Origin of the sequence: Aeromicrobium alkaliterrae (assembly GCF_039529015.1) — a bacterium.
GTDB lineage: Bacteria > Actinomycetota > Actinomycetes > Propionibacteriales > Nocardioidaceae > Aeromicrobium > Aeromicrobium alkaliterrae.
Window position 1 is genome coordinate 59,914 of the sequence record NZ_BAAAME010000005.1, and the last position, 18,323, is coordinate 78,236.

At 71.2% G+C, this 18,323-nt stretch carries 18 protein-coding genes; 1 reads left to right on the forward strand and 17 read right to left on the reverse strand.

The window, feature by feature from the left end:
* Positions 1 to 137 precede the first annotated feature (137 nt).
* Positions 138 to 1,067 (forward strand): GNAT family N-acetyltransferase, encoded by a 930-nt coding sequence (locus ABD127_RS14305; RefSeq protein ID WP_344202749.1) that lies wholly within the window; start codon positions 138 to 140, stop codon positions 1,065 to 1,067.
* Between the two features lie 9 nt (positions 1,068 to 1,076).
* Here the strand turns inward: ABD127_RS14305 and ABD127_RS14310 are convergent, their stop codons facing one another.
* The 17 genes from ABD127_RS14310 to ABD127_RS14390 all read right to left on the reverse strand — a co-directional run bounded on the left by ABD127_RS14310 (position 1,077) and on the right by ABD127_RS14390 (position 18,300).
* Complete coding sequence (locus ABD127_RS14310; protein ID WP_344202751.1) at positions 1,077 to 2,186, reverse strand: CaiB/BaiF CoA transferase family protein; 1,110 nt, start codon at positions 2,184 to 2,186, stop codon at positions 1,077 to 1,079.
* Positions 2,179 to 2,592 (reverse strand): MaoC/PaaZ C-terminal domain-containing protein, encoded by a 414-nt coding sequence (locus tag ABD127_RS14315; protein WP_344202753.1) that lies wholly within the window; start codon positions 2,590 to 2,592, stop codon positions 2,179 to 2,181. Before ABD127_RS14315 ends, ABD127_RS14310 begins: the two co-directional genes overlap by 8 nt.
* The gene (locus tag ABD127_RS14320; RefSeq protein ID WP_344202754.1) at positions 2,589 to 3,026 is read right to left on the reverse strand and encodes an FAS1-like dehydratase domain-containing protein; all 438 of its coding nucleotides are present in this window, start codon (positions 3,024 to 3,026) and stop codon (positions 2,589 to 2,591) included. Before ABD127_RS14320 ends, ABD127_RS14315 begins: the two co-directional genes overlap by 4 nt.
* Before the next feature lie 10 nt (positions 3,027 to 3,036).
* The gene (locus ABD127_RS14325) at positions 3,037 to 3,792 is read right to left on the reverse strand and encodes an SDR family NAD(P)-dependent oxidoreductase (protein WP_344202756.1); all 756 of its coding nucleotides are present in this window, start codon (positions 3,790 to 3,792) and stop codon (positions 3,037 to 3,039) included.
* Positions 3,789 to 4,592 carry an enoyl-CoA hydratase/isomerase family protein gene (locus ABD127_RS14330; RefSeq protein WP_344202758.1) on the reverse strand — a complete coding sequence of 268 codons (804 nt, stop codon included), beginning with the start codon at positions 4,590 to 4,592 and terminating at the stop codon, positions 3,789 to 3,791. The genes ABD127_RS14325 and ABD127_RS14330 overlap by 4 nt, the downstream gene beginning before the upstream one ends.
* Positions 4,589 to 6,202 (reverse strand): class I adenylate-forming enzyme family protein, encoded by a 1,614-nt coding sequence (locus tag ABD127_RS14335; RefSeq protein ID WP_344202760.1) that lies wholly within the window; start codon positions 6,200 to 6,202, stop codon positions 4,589 to 4,591. The genes ABD127_RS14330 and ABD127_RS14335 overlap by 4 nt, the downstream gene beginning before the upstream one ends.
* Positions 6,199 to 6,945: an ABC transporter ATP-binding protein gene (locus ABD127_RS14340; RefSeq protein WP_344202762.1), complete on the reverse strand. Its 747-nt coding sequence runs from the start codon at positions 6,943 to 6,945 to the stop codon at positions 6,199 to 6,201. Before ABD127_RS14340 ends, ABD127_RS14335 begins: the two co-directional genes overlap by 4 nt.
* Positions 6,938 to 7,729 carry an ABC transporter ATP-binding protein gene (locus ABD127_RS14345; RefSeq protein WP_344202763.1) on the reverse strand — a complete coding sequence of 264 codons (792 nt, stop codon included), beginning with the start codon at positions 7,727 to 7,729 and terminating at the stop codon, positions 6,938 to 6,940. The genes ABD127_RS14340 and ABD127_RS14345 overlap by 8 nt, the downstream gene beginning before the upstream one ends.
* Complete coding sequence (locus ABD127_RS14350) at positions 7,719 to 9,725, reverse strand: ABC transporter permease (protein WP_344202765.1); 2,007 nt, start codon at positions 9,723 to 9,725, stop codon at positions 7,719 to 7,721. Before ABD127_RS14350 ends, ABD127_RS14345 begins: the two co-directional genes overlap by 11 nt.
* A 63-nt stretch (positions 9,726 to 9,788) precedes the next feature.
* Positions 9,789 to 11,027 carry an ABC transporter substrate-binding protein gene (locus ABD127_RS14355; protein ID WP_344202766.1) on the reverse strand — a complete coding sequence of 413 codons (1,239 nt, stop codon included), beginning with the start codon at positions 11,025 to 11,027 and terminating at the stop codon, positions 9,789 to 9,791.
* A 208-nt stretch (positions 11,028 to 11,235) separates the two neighbouring features.
* Positions 11,236 to 12,615, reverse strand: a complete 1,380-nt coding sequence (locus ABD127_RS14360) for a 4-hydroxyphenylacetate 3-hydroxylase N-terminal domain-containing protein (RefSeq protein WP_344202768.1) — start codon at positions 12,613 to 12,615, stop codon at positions 11,236 to 11,238.
* Between the two features lie 47 nt (positions 12,616 to 12,662).
* Positions 12,663 to 13,430, reverse strand: a complete 768-nt coding sequence (locus ABD127_RS14365) for a crotonase/enoyl-CoA hydratase family protein (RefSeq protein ID WP_344202770.1) — start codon at positions 13,428 to 13,430, stop codon at positions 12,663 to 12,665.
* 11 nt (positions 13,431 to 13,441) lie between these two features.
* The gene (locus tag ABD127_RS14370) at positions 13,442 to 14,623 is read right to left on the reverse strand and encodes an acyl-CoA dehydrogenase family protein (protein WP_344202772.1); all 1,182 of its coding nucleotides are present in this window, start codon (positions 14,621 to 14,623) and stop codon (positions 13,442 to 13,444) included.
* The gene (locus tag ABD127_RS14375; RefSeq protein ID WP_344202773.1) at positions 14,620 to 15,738 is read right to left on the reverse strand and encodes an acyl-CoA dehydrogenase family protein; all 1,119 of its coding nucleotides are present in this window, start codon (positions 15,736 to 15,738) and stop codon (positions 14,620 to 14,622) included. The genes ABD127_RS14370 and ABD127_RS14375 overlap by 4 nt, the downstream gene beginning before the upstream one ends.
* On the reverse strand, positions 15,735 to 16,490 hold the full coding sequence (locus ABD127_RS14380; protein ID WP_344202775.1) for a 3-hydroxyacyl-CoA dehydrogenase: 756 nt from the start codon (positions 16,488 to 16,490) through the stop codon (positions 15,735 to 15,737). The genes ABD127_RS14375 and ABD127_RS14380 overlap by 4 nt, the downstream gene beginning before the upstream one ends.
* Position 16,491: 1 nt before the next feature.
* Positions 16,492 to 17,337 (reverse strand): enoyl-CoA hydratase/isomerase family protein, encoded by an 846-nt coding sequence (locus ABD127_RS14385; RefSeq protein WP_344202777.1) that lies wholly within the window; start codon positions 17,335 to 17,337, stop codon positions 16,492 to 16,494.
* A gap of 291 nt (positions 17,338 to 17,628) precedes the next feature.
* On the reverse strand, positions 17,629 to 18,300 hold the full coding sequence (locus ABD127_RS14390) for a TetR/AcrR family transcriptional regulator (protein ID WP_344202779.1): 672 nt from the start codon (positions 18,298 to 18,300) through the stop codon (positions 17,629 to 17,631).
* Positions 18,301 to 18,323: the final 23 nt, after the last annotated feature.

The window sequence follows — 18,323 nt, forward strand, 5'->3', positions numbered from 1 at the left end:
GATCTCGTTTCCGTAATTGACGTCAGTGTCAAATTGCTGCGTGGCTCACACTAGGCATGGCCAGCGGCCCTGTCAACGGTGCGCGCGGGACGGCCGTCGGGGTTGCCTCGGATGACCCAGCCGGGGAGGCTGGCCTGATGCGGATTGTCGTCCCGTCGGCCGCGCAGCTGACCACTGCAGCCCTGAGTTGCCCTGCCGGCACCGGACCGCCGATCGGCGAGGTCGTCGCTGAGATCGAGGCTGGCCGTATCCGGCCCGAGTGGTCCGTCCTGGCGATCGACGAGTCCGAGGTGATCGTCGGGCGAGCGATGTGGTGGGGCCGCGACACGGTCGTCCCGATCGCTCTGGAGGTGTGGGACGTCGAGGCGCAGGCGCCCGGTCACAAAAGCCTGAGCGAAGCCCTTCTCGCCGCAGGACACCAGGCCCTGTCGCGTCGAGGGGTCGCTACCCCGCTGCCACACACGATGCGGCTGCCGCGCGGCTGGCGGCAGGATGCGACGCTCGTCGCCGAGGTCGACCGGAAGACTCACGCCGCCGCAGCAGCGGGACTGACGTTGGTCAACGAGCGGCTCCAGTTCCAGTGGGACTCGGATCGACCACTGCCGCCCCGACCCGGCTCGCTGGTGTTCGCGCCAGCCAGCGACGACACCTTCCTGCGACTGCTTGCCGCCGCCACCGAGGGTTCGCTGGACGTCATGACCCGCCGCGAGCTCGAGTCCGGCGACCCCGACCAGCTGGCCCGCGCCGAGCTCGACTACTACCTCAGGTGCCCCGGCGACCGTTCCTGGTGGCGCACAGCCGCCGCCGCTGACGGCACCGTCGTCGGCATCGCCATCCCGTCAGCGACCCCGACCCACCGAAACGTGGGTTACCTCGCCGTGCTTCCTGAGCACCGGGGCCAGGGGTACGTCGACGAGATCCTCGCGTTCGTCACCCGGTTCCATGCCGAGCCTGGCGCCTCACGCGTCACCGCGACCACGGATGCCGCCAACACGCCCATGGCTGCGGCCTTTCGCCGGGCGGGCTACCGCTGCGTCGAGACGCGCATCGACCTCGAACGTCCCTGACTCACGACCTCACCGGCGGGTCAGCAGTCCCAGAGCGGCGTCCGACAGGCCCCAGCCCGCCAGGTCGTCGGCGGCGGCCGTGGCGCGCGATCGCGGGGTCGCCGGCGGGGTGCGGTCGAAGCGCGGGGCGGGGGCCGGCTGCACGACGCCGTCGACCTCGACGAAGACGTCACGCGCCGCGTTGGCCGCGGCGAACGGTGCCTCGCGGGGGTCGAGCACCGGCTCCACGCACGCGTCCGTCCCGGCGAACACCGCCGCCCAGTCGTCACGGGTGCGGGTCGCGAAGACCGCCGCGATCCTCTCGCCGAGCGCGGGCCACTGGGCCCGGTCGTCGCGGTCCGGCAGGTCCTCGTCCGACAGGCCGAGGCCCTCCAGCAGGAGCGCCCAGAACGGCGGCTCGATCGCACCGACGCTCATGTAGCGGTCGTCGGAGGTCGCGTAGCAGCGGTAGTACGGGGCACCGCCGTCGATGATGTTGTCGCCGCGCTCGCCGTCCCACGTCCCGTCCGCCAGCATCGAGTGCAGGTGGGTCGAGAGCATCGCGGCCCCGTCGACCATCGCCGCGTCCACGACCTGCCCGCGCCCCGAGTGGGAGCGCTCGACGATCGCCGCCAGCACGCCGAAGGCCAGCAGCAGACCACCGCCGCCGAAGTCACCCACCAGGTTCAGCGGCGGTGTCGGCGCCTGGCCGGCCGGACCGACCGCGCCCAGGACACCGGACAGGGCGACGTAGTTGAGGTCGTGGCCGGCGGCGTGCGCGAGCGGGCCGGTCTGGCCCCACCCCGTCATCCGTCCGTAGACCAGGCGCGGGTTGCGGGCCAGCACGACCTCCGGCCCCAGACCGAGGCGCTCCATGACGCCCGGTCGGTAGCCCTCGATCAGCACGTCGGCCCCGTCGAGCAGCTCGAGGACCGCGTCGATCGCGCCGGGCGCCTTCAGGTCGAGGTGCACGACGCTGCGGCTGCGACCCAGCAGGTCGGGCTCCCCCACCGTCGGCGTCGTCCGGTCGATCCGGACCACCTCGGCGCCGTGGTCGGCCAGCATCGTCGTGGCGAACGGCGCCGGCGCGAGGCCCGCCATCTCGACCACGCGCAGTCCGGCCAGGGGTCCGTCACTCATGGGGGTTCTCCTTCGAGGGGTGGGGGAGCGCATCGGTGTCGACGACGGCACGACCGGTCACGGTCACGGTCCCGTCGGCGAGCCGGATCTCCAGGTCCAGGTGGGCGACGTCGCCGTCCACCTCACGGACGACAGCGTGGCACGTCGGCACGTCGCCGACGTGGGTCAGGTGGACGAAGCGCACACCGAGGTCACGCACGTGCGTGGGGCCGACCCACGACTCGAGCGCCCGGCCGAGCCAGGCCATCGAGAGCATGCCGTGCGCGAACACGTCGTCGTAGCCGGCGGCGCGGGCGTGGTCGAGGTCGATGTGGATCGGGTTGTGGTCGCCCGACGCGCCCGCGAACAGCGCGAGCGTCGTGCGCGTCACCGCCGGCAGGGCGAACGGCGGCAGGGCGTCGCTCATGCGCTCTCCTCGCGTCGCAGGATCACGAGGGTCGTCGTGCCGCGGGCCACGAGCTCCCCGTCGCGACGGAACTCGCTGAGGCGCTCGACCATCAGCATCGCGCCGCCCTTCTTGGGCTGGACCGACCCGACACGGGGCTCCACGAGCAGCGTGTCGCCCGCGTGCACGTCGGCCAGGTAGGTGAAGCGCTGCTCGCCGTGCAGGATCGTCTCGTCAGGGCGCACGCCCAGGTCGGCCAGGAAGGCGAAGCCCTCCGGGTCCTCGATCTCGACGGAGTAGAAGAAGGTCGGCGGCACCAGCAGGTCGGGGTGACCCGCGGCCCGGGCGACGTCGAGGTCGTCGTGGACCGTGCCGCGCTCGCCGATGACCTGCGCGAACAGGCGGACGCGTCCGCGCTCGACCGTGAACGTGGACGGTGGGACGGTGACCGTCATCGGTGCTCGATCATCGGGGCATCTGCCCGTCGTCGACCTTCACGACCGTGCCGGTGACGGCGTCGGACGCGGGCGAGACGAGGAACAGCAGCGTGCTCTCGAGCTGGGTCGGATCGCCGAGGCGACGGCGCGGGAACCCCGCCGTGATGTCGCCCATCCGCTCGAGCATCCCGTCCATCATCTCCGAGGCGAACGCGCCGGGAGCGATCGCCGTGACGTTGACGTGGTGCCGGGCCCACTCGACCGCGAGCGCCTCGGTCATGCGGTTGATCGCGGCCTTCGTGACCGAGTACAGCGCCGCACCCTCGCCGCCGTACTGGAAGGAGCTCATGGAGGAGACGTTGACGATCCGGCCCGGCCGCTCGGCGGCGATCAGGCGGCCGGCGACCTCCGTGGCGAGCAGCCACGGCCCCCGCACGTTGGTGGCCAGGACGTCGTCGACGAGCTCGACCGTCATGCGGTGGGCGCGCTGCGCGTCGGGGATGCCGGCGTTGTTGACCAGGATCTCGACCAGGCCGAGGCTCGCCTCGACCTGCTCGACGGCCGACCTGATCGAGGCGGCGTCGCGGACGTCGAGCTGGACCGCCGTCGCGGTGCCCCCGGCGGCCTGGATCGCGGCCACGACCTCAGCAGCTCGCTCGACCCGACGGCCCGCGACGGCCACGTGGGCACCGTTCGCGGCCAGCACCTCGGCGAAGCGGCGACCCAGGCCCGAGGTGGCCCCCGTGACGAGGGCGACCTTCCCGGCCAGCACGTCGCCGCTCATCGGTGCTTGTACGACGGCGGACGCTTCTCGAGGAACGCGGCGCGCGCCTCGGGCATGTCCTCGGTCAGCGCCGTGATGACCTGCTGGCGGTTCTCCAGCTCGATCGCCGCAGCGAGCGCGGGGGTCTCGAGCGCGAGCCACATGCCCTGCTTGGTCAGGGCGACCGAGGCCGGCGGGTTCAGCATGATCTGTTCGGCCTTGGCGATCGCCGCGGCGAGCACGTCCTCGGTGATCTCGGTGACCAGGCCGATCCGCAGCGCCTCCTCGGCGTCGAACCGACGGCCCGTCAGCATCAGCTCGTGCGCACGGCCAGCACCCACCAGGCGCGGCAGCAGCCACGAGACGCCGATGTCGCACGCGGAGTAGCCGGCCCGGATGAACGAGACCGCGAAGATCGCCGACGGCGCCGCGATGCGGACGTCGCTGGCGCACACCAGGGCGAGGCCGCCGCCGGCCGCAGGTCCGTTGACCGCCGCGACGACGGGCTGCGGCAGCGTGTGGAGGCGGGTCGTCAGGTCGGCGATCTCGCGCTGGCGGTCGAGCGTCGCCAGCGGCACGCCCATCTGCTCCTCGCGCTCCGGGTCGCCGTAGCCGTTGAGGTCGAGGCCGGCGCAGAAGGCGCGCCCCTCCCCCGTCAGCACCACGACGCGCGTGTCGCGCTCGGAGGCGATCTGGTCGAGCACGGCGTGCAGCGCGCGCACGACCTGGACGTCGAGGGTGTTCAGCCGGTCGGGACGGTCGATCGTGACGACCGCGATCTCGGGCCGCGGCCGGTCGACCCGGACGGGTGCGGCGTTCACGCGGTGACTCCCGCGGACGCCTCGGAGACCTCGGCCCGTGGGCCGCCCTCCACGAGGAACCGGCGCAGCTCGCGCTTGAGGATCTTGCCGCTCGCGTTCAGGGGCATCTCGGGCACGATCAGGACCTCCTCAGGCACCTTGAACCGGGCCAGGTGCTCCCGACAGTGTGCCTGCACCGTCTCGGGATCGAGCTGCGCGCCCTCGTGCACCGTCAGGTACGCGACGACGGTCTCGCCCCAGTAGTCGTCGGGGCGTCCGACGACCGCGGTGCTCGCGACACCCGGCAGGTCCATCAGCACCGTCTCGATCTCGATCGGGTAGATGTTCTCGCCACCGCGGATGATCATGTCCTTGCTGCGGCCCGCGAGGTAGAGGAAGCCCTCCGCGTCGCGCCGGGCCAGGTCGCCGGCCCGGAACCAGCCGCCCTTGAGCGACTCCTCGGTCTTCTCCGGCATCTCGAGGTAGCACGACATCACGGCGTCGCTGCGCGTGATGATCTCGCCGACCTCCCCGACCTCGACGTCGCGGTCGTCGACGTCGACGATGCGCAGCTCGACGCCCGAGATCGGTCGACCGATCGAGCCCAGCAGATGGGCCTCGCCGGCCAGCGCCCGCACGTGGTCCTCTGACGTCAGGATGGCCTGCATCCCGCCCTCGGTCGACGCGCCGAACGCCTGGATGAACCGGCAGCCGAAGACCGCCATGGCCTCGGTGAGCAGGGTCGGCGGCATGGGGGCCGCGCCGTAGATGATCGAGCGGAAGTGCGAGTAGTCGCCCTCGCGCACGTTCGGCAGGTCGAGGATGCGGCGGATCATGGTGGGCACCAGGAAGCAGCCCGTCAGGCCGCCCTCCTGGATCCAGCGCAGGGTCGTCGCGTCGTCGAACTGCGGCAGGATCAGGGTCGTGAAGCCGCGCTTGATGTGGTCCAGCACCAGCGCCTGGCCGGCGATGTGGAACGCGGGCGACGCGGTGTAGCGGAACTCGCCCGGCAGGTACTCGTACTCGTTGTCCTGCAGCGACAGCAGGGCCTTGATCATCCCGTGCGACTGCAGGACGCCCTTGGGCAGACCCGTCGTGCCGGAGGTGAAGGCCAGGCCGACGATGTCGGTGTCGTGCACGACGACGGCGGGGTCGACGTCCTCGCCCTGGTCCACCAGGTCGGTGTACGGCTCGAAGCCGTCGGCGCCGGGGCCGTCGAGCGCGACGAGCGTGCGGACGCCGCCGACCGCCTCGGCCGCGGTGCGGGCGACCTCGGTGTACCGCTCGCTCGCGAACACGCAGGTGGGCTCGGCGCGGCCCAGCAGGGTCGTGACCTCGGCCTGCGTCAGCCGGTTGTTGAGCGGCACGTAGGTCGCGCCCAGCTTGAGCGAGGCGAGCACGACCTCGTAGTACGCGACGCTGTCGATCGCGAGGATCGCCAGGCGCGAGCCCTTCGTGACCCCCCGGGCCGCCAGGCTCGACGCGAGCCGGTTGACCCGCGCGTTCACCTCGGTGAAGGAGTGGCGGGTGCCGTCCTCGGTCACGAAGCAGTCGCGGTCGGGGAACCGCTGCGCGTTCAGGCGCAGGTAGTCCCCCACCCCGATCATGGGCTCGTAGGTGCGAGCCGTCATGAGGCGAAGACCTCCGGGTCGTCCTCCGCGAACTCGTCGGCGCCGAAGTAGGCCGCCTCGAGCGTCGAGCGGTCCTTCAGCAGGTCGGCGGCCGAGCCCGAGAGCACGACCCGGCCGTGGTTCAGCACGAGCGCGCGGTCCGAGACGCCGAGCGCGAGCTCGACGTGCTGCTCGACCAGCACGACGCCGACACCCTCGGCCTGGGCCAGGCTGCGGATCGCGGGCAGCATCTCCTGCACGATCTTCGGGGCGAGCCCGAGCGACATCTCGTCGACCAGGAGCACCTTCGGCTCGCCCAGCAGGGCGCTGCCGATCGCGAGCATCTGCTGCTCACCGCCGGAGAGCAGGCCCGCCTTGCGGGCGTCGAGCGCCGCGAGGGCGGGGAAGCTCTTGAGGATCAGCTTCTCGCGCTCGGCGTCGGGCTTGCGCCGCGAGAGCCGCAGGTGGTCGCGCACCGACAGGCCGTGGAACAGGCCACGGTCGTCGGGCACGAGGATCACGCCCTTGCGGGCCAGCAGGTGCGGCTTCTTCGAGCCGACCGGCTCGCCCAGCGCCGTGACCGTGCCCCCCATCAGGGGCAGCAGGCCGACCAGCGCCGAGAGCGTCGTGCTCTTGCCGGCGCCGTTCGGGCCGAGGATCGAGACGACCTCGCCGGGCCCGACCTCGAGGTCGAGGTCGCGGATCGCGGGGACGCCGTTGTAGCCGGCGGTCAGGCCGGAGGCGGACAGGAGCGAATCAGGCATCGGTGTTCTCCATCGGGACTCCGAGGTACGCGGCGACGACCGCCGGGTCGGTGCGGGCTTCCTCGGGCGTTCCGGCGAAGATCAGCTTGCCGAACTCGAGGACGTAGACGCGGTCGCAGACGCTCAGGACGAGCGACATGTCGTGGTCGATCAGCAGGACGCCGGGGCCACCGTCGTCGACGATGGTCCGCATGCGGTCGGCGAACTCCATGCTCTCGGAGCTGTCGAGGCCGGCGGCGGGCTCGTCGAGCAGCAGCAGCTCGCAGCGTCCGACCAGGGCGCGGGCCACGCCGACCAGCTTCTGCTGACCGAGGGCCAGGTCGCGGGCCAGCTTCTGCTCGAACCCGGCGAGACCGACCGTCTGCAGAGCCTTCGCCACGCGCGGGTCGGTCTCCTGACGACGACGCCCGAACAGGTCGCGGACGACCGTCCCGAGGCCGCCGGGGCGGGTGGCCACCACGACGTTCTGCTCGACCGTGAGGTTGCCGAACAGCTCACCGGCCTGCCAGGTGCGCGACAGGCCGCGACGGCGGCGCAGGTGAGGACGCATCGCGTCGATCCGCTCACCGGCGAGCTCCACCGTGCCCTCGGCCGGGGTGAACCCGGTGACCGCGTCGACGAACGTCGTCTTGCCGGCGCCGTTCGGGCCGATCAGCCCGACGATCTGTCCGGGCAGGACCTCGAGGTCGATGTTCTCGTTGGCGACGTTGCCGCCGTACCGGACCGTGAGGCCCGTCGTCCGCAGTCCCCCGCTGCGCGGGGTGCTCTTCTGGTCAGTGGACATCGGAAACCTCCTTGGCGGCAGCCTTCGGTGCCGGGTGGGTGGACTCGTCCTTCGGGCTGCTGCCGCCGAGCTTGTCCCGCACCCAGGCGATCTGCATGCGGGTCGCTCCGGCGATGCCGACGGGGTTGAGGATCACCGTGACGATCAGGGCGATGCCCGAGACGAGCGCGTAGTAGTCGCCGATCTCGAACAGGTCGTGGAAGATCACGTAGATGATGCCGAGCGGCCCGATCACGCCCGCGACGGCGGCGCCGCCGAAGGACGTGATGCCACCGATGTACGTGACCGCGAGGATCTGCAGCCCCACGAAGGCCGTGAAGGACTCCGCGGAGAGCTGCCCGGCGCTGTAGCCGATCAGGCAGCCCGCCATGCCGGCGATGAACGCCGACATGCCGAAGCCGATCAGCTTGGTCTGGCGCACGTCGATGCCGACCGAGGCTGCGGCACGTTCGTTCGAGCGCACGGCCAGGAACGCACGGCCCGTGTCGCCCGAGGCGATCCGGATGAACGCGAGGACCAGGATCGTCGCCACCGCGAGCACCGTGATCGAGTAGATCAACCGGCTGAGCTCGGCACCGTCACGCACCGCGAGGTTGAGCCCGAAGAAGCTCGGGTTGGCGATCGGGTTCCCCTCGGGCGGCGTGATCGAGTAGTTGTTGAACACGAATCGCTCGATCGCGAGCGAGGCGGCGATCGTCACGATCGCGAGCTGCGCACCGCGGATGCGGAAGGCCGGCAGGGCGACCGCCATGCCGAGCAGCGCCGCGACGACCGACGAGAACAGGATCGCCAGCACGAACGGCATGTCCCAGTTCATCGTGACCTTCGACAGCGTGAATCCGGCGGCGCCGGCGAACGCGGTCTGGGCCAGCGAGATCTGCCCGAGGTAGCCCGTGATGATGACGTACGAGAGCCCCATCAGCATCAGGATGATCGAGTACGTCATGCCGAAGCGGTAGCCGTCCTTGAGCCAGACGAGCAGGGCGACCGTGATGCCGAGCAGCACGAGCATCGGGATCGGACGGATCCGCGGGATGTTGACGTCCGGCAGCGGCACCGTCTGCAGCGAGCCGCGCGACGGGAGGCGGCTGCCGAAGGCCAGCAGGATCACGACGACCACGACGAACGGGAGCACCTGGTCGATGCCCGACTGCGCCCACGTGGGCCACCAGTCCTTGAGCACCAGCAGGTTCACGACCGACTGGAACATGCCGAGCACGATCGAGGCGGCGCACACGATGATGACCGACTCCATCCGCGCCACGAGCAGCACCGCGAGCGCCGGGACGACGAGGAGCGTGTAGTTCTGCGGGTTGAGGCCGGTCAGGCTGCTGGCGAGGATCACGCCGATCGTGGCGACGACCGAGGCCATGACCATCGCGAACGCCGCGAGGCGGTCGGGAGAGAACCCGCGCAGCGTGGCGCCGCGCTCGTTCTCGGAGGCGGCGCGGGTCGCGACGCCGGCGCGGGTGAAGCGGAAGTACGCCCACACCCCGACCGACAGCACCAGCATGATGCCCGTCATGACGAGCTCGCGCGACGAGACGTCGACCCCGAACAGGGTCACGTTGCCGGGCTCGATGATGGACTCGACCCGGATGTTGTTGGGGCCGAAGCGCACGACCACGAGCGCCTGGATGGTCAGCATGAGCGCGACCGAGACGACGACCTGGGCCAGCGCCGGCGCGTGTCGCACCGGGCGGAAGACGAGGTAGTGGGCGAGCAGGCCCACGAACACCGAGGTCACGAGCGCGATGATCAGCGCCGGGACGACGCCCAGCGGGCCGTCGCTCAACGAGACCGAGCCGATCGGCAGCACCATCGTGCCGTCGATCTCCAGCTGGGCGAAGACGTAGGCGCCCCACATGGCCATGGCGCCCTGGGCGAAGTTGATGATGCCGGTCGCGCGGTAGGTCAGGACCAGGCCGTTGCCGAGCGCGATGTACACCGCGCCCAGGCCGAGGCCCAGGACCATGAACTGCAGATAGGTATCCACGAGGGGGACTCCTGTGTCGGGGCCCAGGGCCCGGCAGGTGTGCCGGGCCCTGGGCGACGAGAATTACTTGGTGGGGACGAGGCTCGGGTCGAGCTCGATGTAGCCGGTCTCGGTGTCGTTGACCGGGGCCAGCGTGCCGTCGTCCTGGACCTCGAAGAAGATGGCCTGACGGCTGCAGGAGGTCGGCAGGCCGGTCCACTGCTCGCCGTCACAGGTCACGGTCGGGCCGGCGAAGGTCTCGAAGTCCACGAGGCCCTTCATCGCCTCGACGATGCTCTCCTTGGTGATGTCGCCGTCGATCGTCTCCATGACGTTGACCATGTTGATGACGCCGGCGAAGGAGTACAGCGAGCGGGCCGACAGCTCCTCGCCGTAGCCGACCTCCTCCATCGAGGACTCGAAGATGTCGAGCTGCTCGGCGATCTTGTCGGGGGCGTTGTCCTTGCTCAGCGGCACCCAGAGGCGGGGCTGGACGACGGCACCGGCCGCGTCCGTCCCGAGGGTCTCGATGAACTGCGAGCAGGAGCCGGCGAAGATCGTGCCGTCGAAGCCCTGCTGGCGAAGCGCCTGGAACAGGGCGGTGCAGCCGTCCTCCGGCAGGGAGATGACGCCGGCGGCGTCCGGGTCCTCGGAGATCTGCGAGGCGGCCACGACGTTGAAGTTGGCGCCCGTGGCCGGCGGGTACTGCACCGAGAAGTCGATGCCGAGCGAGTCGGCGATCGGCTTGACCAGGGAGTCGACGTAGGTGTGCGAGGTCGGCGCCTCGTTGACCGCGAGGGTGACCTTCTCCTTGCCGAGGTCCTCCAGGACGCTCATGCTGCCGAGCGCGCTGACCTCGGTCGGGCCCGTGAAGTAGAACGCCTGGCCGTACTCGGCCTTGTCGGCGACGCCGGAGCCGGAGAGGGTGCCGATGATCGGGATGCCGGCCGAGGCGAGGATCGGGACCGCGCCCGTGATGGCCTGGTCGTAGGCGTCGAGCACGAACGGCACGTCGTCGGAGACGTGCTTGTTGGCGCAGTTGATCGCGGTCTCGGGGCTGCCGTCACCGGCGCACAGGCTGAGCTCGATCGGCCGGCCGTTGACGCCGCCCATGACGTTGTTGACGTACCACTCGGCCGCCTCGGCGCCGTAGCCCGTCTGGGGGTAGGCGGCGGCTCCCTTGGTGGGGGCCTGGACGCCGAACACGATCGGGTCGCCGGTCGCCTTCTCGCCCTCCAGGGCGCTGTCGTCGTCGCTCGACGACCCGCACGCGGCGAGGAGGAGTGACGCGGCGGCAAGGGCCACGGCCAGCTTGTTCTTCATGAGCGTTCTTCCTGTCGGGGGGTGTAACGGACGTCTCATTTAGATGTTGACGTCAGTGTCAAATGTGACGCACGACACGCGCTGTGTCAAGGGAATTGCAGAACTCTTTCGCGGGTTGGTCTGGTTGCAGAAAAAGACTGCAATTTCAGGCAGAACTGACGGGGCCGGGGCGCGCTCGCGCGCCCCGGCCGAACCGTCGTCCGGGGCCTCAGGCGCCCGAGAGTCCCGCGGCCTTGAGCGCGAGCGCGCGCGCCCGCTCGAGGTCGTAGTTCTTGCGGGTCACGAGGCGCTGGGCGAACAGTCCGCCGCCCGACTGCAGGTTGGTCACGAAGTGCCAGCCGCCGAAGGAGTCGGCCGTCGTGTCGCGGATCGCGTGGAACAGCTTGGTCCGGTACTCGCCGCTGACCGTGCTGCCCGTGCTCATGTACTTCTCGAGGTACGGACGCAGCTCCGGGTTGTCGAAGTCCAGCATCGACGGAGCCGTCACGACCGCACCGCCGGCGATGTCGTGCAGGTGCTTGACCATCGTGTTGAACTGCGAGGCGCCCTGGTACTTCGTGACGTTGGTGTACATGTCGTCGGGGTAGAAGTAGCCCTCCGGCGTCGAGTTCGCGTGCGCGAGCGCCGCCTCGAGACCCGCGCGCAGCAGCGTCGCGTGGATCATCATCTCGTCGATCTTCTCGCGCACGTGCGAGATCTTCGCGGTGCCGTTGGCCTCCGCGATCAGCGAGGCCAGGCCCACGAGCTCGTCGGCCTGCTCGACCATGAACGACACGCCGCCGAGACGCTCCCACAGGCCCAGCGAGTGGGCGAAGACCGCGGCGTGCGCCGTCTGGCCGTCGAGGAAGATCCGCTCGGCCGGCACGAAGACGTCGTCGAAGATGACCATCGAGTCCGGGATGCTGCGGTGCGAGGAGACCGGGAAGTCGCGGGGGTCGCGGCCCGTCGGGTGGTACGTCGTGTTCGTCATGTGCACGCCGGGGCTGTTGGCCGGGATGCACGCGGCGATCGAGTAGTCCTCCTCGCCGGGCTTCATGGCCTTGGTCGGCATGACCATCAGGTCGTGACCGAAGGCGGCGGCGCTGATGTGCAGCTTGGCGCCGCGGATCACGACGCCGTCGGGGCGACGCTCCACGACGCGGACGTAGGAGTCCGGGTCCTCCTGCTTGCTCGGCGCCAGGCTGCGGTTGCCCTTGGCGTCGGTGATGCACTCGGTGATCCGGATGTCGTCCTTGCGCGCCTGCTCGACGTACGCGCGGATGCGCGGGACGACCTCGGGCACGTGGGCCTCGAGGCGGGCCGCCGCGACCGACAGCGTCATGAGCGACTGGTAGGTCGTGTTGGTGAGCAGGTCCATCTCGGTGATGACCGGGATGCGGTCGCGCAGGTCGGCGGCGCTCATCGGCGCCATCGTGACCGGGTTGATCGCGTCGGGATCGGCGTTGAAGTACTTGTCGTAGCCGCTGGCGACCTCGTTGAGCGGGGCGGCCAAGGCCGGCACCGTCTCGAGGTCCTCGATCAGCTCGCCCTGGAAGTAGACCTTGCGGCCGTCCTTGAGCGAGTCCTTGTACTGCTGTCCGGTGAGCATCGCGCTCCTCCTAGGTGGGGGTGTGGGGTGACGTCGGGGGTGGTGGTTCAGCGGCCCTTCCAGACCGGTGGGCGCTTCTCGGCGAAGGCGATCGCGCCCTCGCGGGCGTCCTCGGAGCCGGAGACGGGATCGGCCAGCACGGCCTGGCGGGCGAACGCCTCCTCGAGCGGCCAGCTGCCGCCCTCGGCGACGATCTTCTTGGTGGCCACGAGCGAGAGGGGACCGTTGGCCGCGATCCGGGCCGCGAGCTCGGCCGCGGCGCCGAGCGCCTCGCCGTCCTCGACGAGCCGGTTGACCAGGCCCCACTGCTCCATCTGCTCCGCGCCGACGGCCTCGCCGAGCAGCGAGATCTCCATCGCGCGGTGGTACGGGATCCGCGACGGCAGGCGCAGCAGTCCCCCGCCGGCGGCGACGAGGCTGCGCTTGACCTCGGGCAGGCCGAATCTCGCGCCACGACCGGCCACGACCAGGTCGCACGCGAGCACGATCTCGAAGCCGCCGGCGAGCGCGTAGCCCTCGACCGCCGCGATCAGCGGCTTGTCGCTGCCCCGCTCGACGATGCCGGCGAAGCCGCGGCCCTCGATGACGGGCAGCTCGCCCTGCACGAACGCCTTCAGGTCCATGCCGGCACAGAACGTGCCGCCCGCGCCCGTCAGGATGCCGACCCGCAGGTCGGCGTCGCTGTCGAGCCGGTCGAGCGCGGCACCGATCCCCCGGGCCACGGCCTCGGTGACGGCGTTGCGGGCCTGCGGCCGGTTGATCTGGATGACCAGCGTCCCGTCGCCGGGCGCGGTGGTCAGGACCTCGTCGGTCACGATGTCTCCTTCTACCCTCGGGGGCGCTCGCGGAACGGCTTGTCCACGTGCGGGTCGGTCTCGCGCGGCAGGCCCAGGACCCGCTCGCCGATGATGTTGCGCTGGATCTCGGACGTGCCGCCGGCGATGCTGAGGATCTTGGCCGACAGGAACTCGTGCGTCGCCTCCGCGGCGTCCGCGGTGCCGGCGACCAGGCCGAACGGGTCGATCTCGGCGCCGAGCCGGGCGACGCGCTCCTCCAGGTCGGAGTGCGCGATCTTGCGGATCGACCCCTCCGCGCCGGGCTCGCGCGTGCCGAGCTCCACGAAGGCGCGGATGGTCGTCATCTGCAGGACCTTCTCGGCCACGTGCGCCTCGACGAGGCGGTCGCGCTGGGCGGCGTCGTCCCACGCCCCGACCTCCCGGGCGCGTCGCGCCAGGGCGTCGGTCAGCGCGGGGCCCACACCGGGGCGGCCCGAGAGTCCGCTCCGCTCGGCCATCAGCGTCGTGATGCCGACCCGCCAGCCCTCGTCGACCGGGCCGAGACGGGCCGAGTCCGGCACGACGACGTCGTCGAGGAAGACCTCGTTGAACTCGGCCGCACCGTTGAGCTGCTTGAGCGGTCGGGCGTCGACGCCCGGCAGCCGCATGTCGAGCAGGAAGTAGGTGATGCCGCGGTGCTTCGGCACGTCCTGGTTCGTGCGCGCCATGAGCAGGCCGAAGTCGCTGATGTGGGCGAAGGAGCTCCAGACCTTCTGGCCCGAGATCCGCCAGCTGCCGTCCTCCTGCTGCACCGCTCGGGTCGACAGCGAGGCGAGGTCCGAGCCGGCCCCGGGCTCGCTGAAGAGCTGGCACCAGCGCTCGCGCGCCGTCGCGAGGGGGCGGAGGAACCGCTCCTTCTGCTCGTCGGTGCCCCACGCGATGATCGTGGGTCCGCCGAGGGCCACGCCCGGGAAGTCGGTCATGGGGCGGCCCGCGTCGTGGCGGGCCAGCTCGTCGGCGATCAGGGCCGCGGCGTCGGCAGCGACCCCGAGCCCACCGTGCTCGCGCGGCCAGGTCGGCGTCGCGAGGCCGGAGTCACCCAGCAGGACGTACCAGTCGGCCTCGAGCCGGGCGCGGTCCACGGGCCACCCGGAGGGCAGGTTCTCCTCGATCCACGCGCGGGCGCGGGCGGCGACTTCGGCGAGCGACGTGCTCGGGTCGATGTCGATCATGCGGACTCCGTTCCGAGGTTCGCGGCGAGCCGTTGGTGCTCGGCCGACAGCGGGCCCAGCAGGGCGGCGTCGGCCTGGGCGCGGCGCAGGTACAGGTGGGCGTCGTGCTCCCACGTGATCCCGATGCCGCCGTGGAGCTGGATCGTGTCGAAGGCGTTCTGCAGGTACGCCCGCGAGTTCCACGAGCGCGCGACGTCGGCGCCGAGGGCGGCCTCCGGACTGCCCGGGGTCTGCCACGCGGCCCAGACGGCGGCCGAGTGGGCCTGGGCCGTGCGGACCTCCATGTCGGCGAGCCGGTGCTTGACGCCCTGGAAGGTGCCGATCGGCTGGCCGAACTGGATGCGGGTGCGGGCGTACTCGGCGGTGACCGTGACGCAGGTGCGGCTGCCGCCGGCCTGCTCGGCGGCCAGGAAGATCGCCGCGTTCTCGCGGACGAACGCCAGCACCTCGTGCGCACGACCGGGCCGGCCCAGCGGCCGGGCGACGGCGCCGTCGAGGTCCACCGTCGCGACGGGGCGGGTGGGGTCGATGCCCGGGGTCGGGGTCACGGCGACGCCTTCGGCGGCGGTGTCGACGAGGTACAGCGAGGTGTGGCCGTCGGCGTCGACGGCCGAGACCACGAGCACGTCGGCGCCGGGGAGTCCGACGACGCCCTGCTTGCGTCCCGTCAGGCGGCCGTCGGTGTGCCGGGTCGTCGGCTCGGTCCAGGCGGCGGAGGTCTCGGCGACGGCGAGCGCCAGGGTCGTCGTGCCCTCGGCCACGCTGGGAAGCACGGCCTGGGCCGCGTCCTCGTCGCCGGAGCGCACGATCGCCTCGGCGGCGAGCACGACGGTCGAGAGGTAGGGGCCACCCACGAGGGCGCGGCCCATCTCCTCGCCGACGATCGCGAGCTCGACGCGTCCCGTGCCCATGCCGCCGACCGACTCGGGCAGGGTCAGGCCGGCCAGGCCGATCTCGGCCGAGAGTTCGAGCCAGCGCGCGGCGGCGCCGGTGTCCTCACCGGCCTCCAGGGCCGCGCGGGCGATCTCGGTGCCGGAGGACGTCGCGAACTTCTTGCGCAGCAGGGAGCGGATCTCCTGCTGGTCGTCGCTCCAGTCAAAGGGCGTGGTGCTCAACGGGGCGCCATCCGGATCGCGCCGTCGAGACGGATCGTCTCGCCGTTCAGCATCGGGTTCTCGATCACGTGGTGCACGAGTGCGGCGTACTCGCTCGGCTGGCCGAGTCGGCTGGGGTGCGGGACCTGCTGGCCGAGCGAGGCCTTGACGTCCTCGGGCAGCGAGCCGAGCAGCGGGGTCTCGAAGATGCCGGGCGCGATGGTGTTGACGCGGATCTTCAGCTGGGCGAGGTCGCGCGCGATCGGGAGGGTCATGCCGACGATGCCGCCCTTGGACGCCGAGTACGCGGCCTGGCCGATCTGGCCGTCGAAGGCTGCGACGCTCGCGGTGTTCACCACGACGCCCCGCTCGCCGTCCGTCGGCTCGAGCTGCGCCATCGCGGCGGCGGCCAGGCGGGTCACGTTGAACGTGCCGATCAGGTTGATCGTGACGGTGCGGACGAAGCCCTCCAGCGCGGCGGGTCCGTCCTTGCCGACGGTCTTGGCGGCCACGCCCATGCCGGCGCAGTTCACCAGGACGCGCAGCGGTCCGAGCTCGGCGGCGATCGCGACGGCGCGCTCGACCTGCTCGGTGTCGGTCACGTCGGCGGGCGCGAACGTGGCGCCCAGCTCAGCGGCGACCTGCTCGCCGGCCGAGCCCGGCAGGTCGAGGATCACGACGTGCGCACCCTCGGCGACCAGGCGGCGGGCGGTGGCGAGTCCGAGCCCGGACGATCCTCCGGTGACCAGGGCCACGGTGTCCTGCGTCTGCATGTCAGTCCTCTTCTCGACGGGCGGTGGGGCGTGTGTAGGTGGCCGGTCGCTTCTCGAGGAAGGCGCTGAAGGCCTCCTTCGCGTCGCCGGACTGCAGCGAGATGGCCTGGGCGCGCGCCTCGTCCTCCAGCGCTCCCTCGAGGGTCGTCTCGAAGGAGTGGTTGAGGAGCGCCTTCGACAGCGTGATCGCGGTCTGCGGACCGGCCGCGAGGCGGGCGGCGAGGTCGCGCGCGGTCGACCCGAGGTCCCCGGGGGCGACCACGCGGTGGACCAGGCCCAGCTCGTGGGCCTGGTCAGCGGTCAGGAAGTCGGCGAGCAGCACGAGCTCCTTGGCCTTCGCGAGGCCGACGAGACGGGGCAGCAGCCACGACCCGCCGAAGTCGACCGAGAGGGCGCGCTGGGAGAAGATCTCGCAGAAGCGGACCCGGTCGGTCGCGACGACGAAGTCGCACGCGAGCGCCAGGTTCATCCCGGCGCCCACGGCCGCGCCGTCGACGGCCGCGACGGTCGGGACGGTCAGGTGGAACATCTCGCGGCACACCTCGCCGACGATGCGCATGTTCTCCAGGTCGCTGCGGGTGTCGTCGTTGCCGGCCAGGTCGGCGCCGGCGCAGAACGTCTCGCCCGCGCCGGTGACGACGACGGCCCGGTCGGTGCGCGGGTCGATCGTGCGCAGCGCGTCACGCAGGTCGGCCCAGCCGAGCGAGGTGACCGAGTTCTTGCGGTCCGGCCGGTTCAGCGTGATCGTCACGATGCCGTCGGCGCGGTCCACGAGCAGCTCCGGCGTCGCCGTCAGGGACAGAGGGCTCGGGGCGCCGGGGTCGGACGCGGCGAGGGGGGACTTCATGTGCCCAGCATGCGATGTTTTTGACGCCGATGTCAACATCAAAATGTGGGCGCCGTCACGTGACCCCAGCGCGGCGGGGACCGGAGATGATGCATGTGGGCTGCCCGGGGTGCCGAAAAGCATCAGGCCCGGTCCGGGGAGGACCGGAGATGAGGCATTGCGGTCGCTGAGACAACCCAAATGCATCATCGCCGGTCCACGAGAGCGTGCAGCGGACTGCGAGCCGGAACCCACCACGTCCGGTCCGTGCTGCTCGTCCCGTGCCACCGGACGCGGTCGGCGAACGGGACCTCAGCCCTCGGTCAGGCCGATCGCGCGGGCCCACACCGACGTCAGCACCTCGAGGACCTCGCCGTCGGCGAACTCCTTGCCGAGCGAGAGCCAGATGTAGCAGGTCTGGTCGACCATCGCGCCGAGGACCTCCGCGGTCAGGACGGGGTCGACGGAGGTGTCGGCGACGCCCTCGCGCTGCATGTGCCGGATGCCGCTGGCGCTGCGCTCGACGAACGCCTCGCGCAGCGACAGGCGCATGTCGGCCATCTCCGGCGTGTACGTGCCGACCTGCTCGAGCAGGCCCATGAAGACCGCGTTGGGGCGGAAGGCCTCGATGAACCGGTGCAGACCGAAGCGCACCCGGTCGCGGGGCGAGCCGCTCGCGCGCTCGGCGACCAGGATCTCCAGCATCTCCCCCGTGACGCTCCGGGCGATCTCGGTGAAGACCGCCTCCTTGGAGTCGAAGTAGGTGTAGAACGTGCCCTGCGCGACCTCGGCCTTGGCGACGATGTCGGCCACCCGGGTGTCGGCGTAGCCGCGTTCCTCGAACACCTGCCGGGCGACCGTCAGGATCTCGGTCCGACGCTCGACCCCCTTGGTGGTCATCGGGCCCGCGCCGCGCCGCTGGCGCTGGCTCGCGGAGGGACCGACGACGAGCCGTCCCTTGGCACTGCCTCCACGAGGACTCATGTGCTCGCATCCTTCCGTGACGA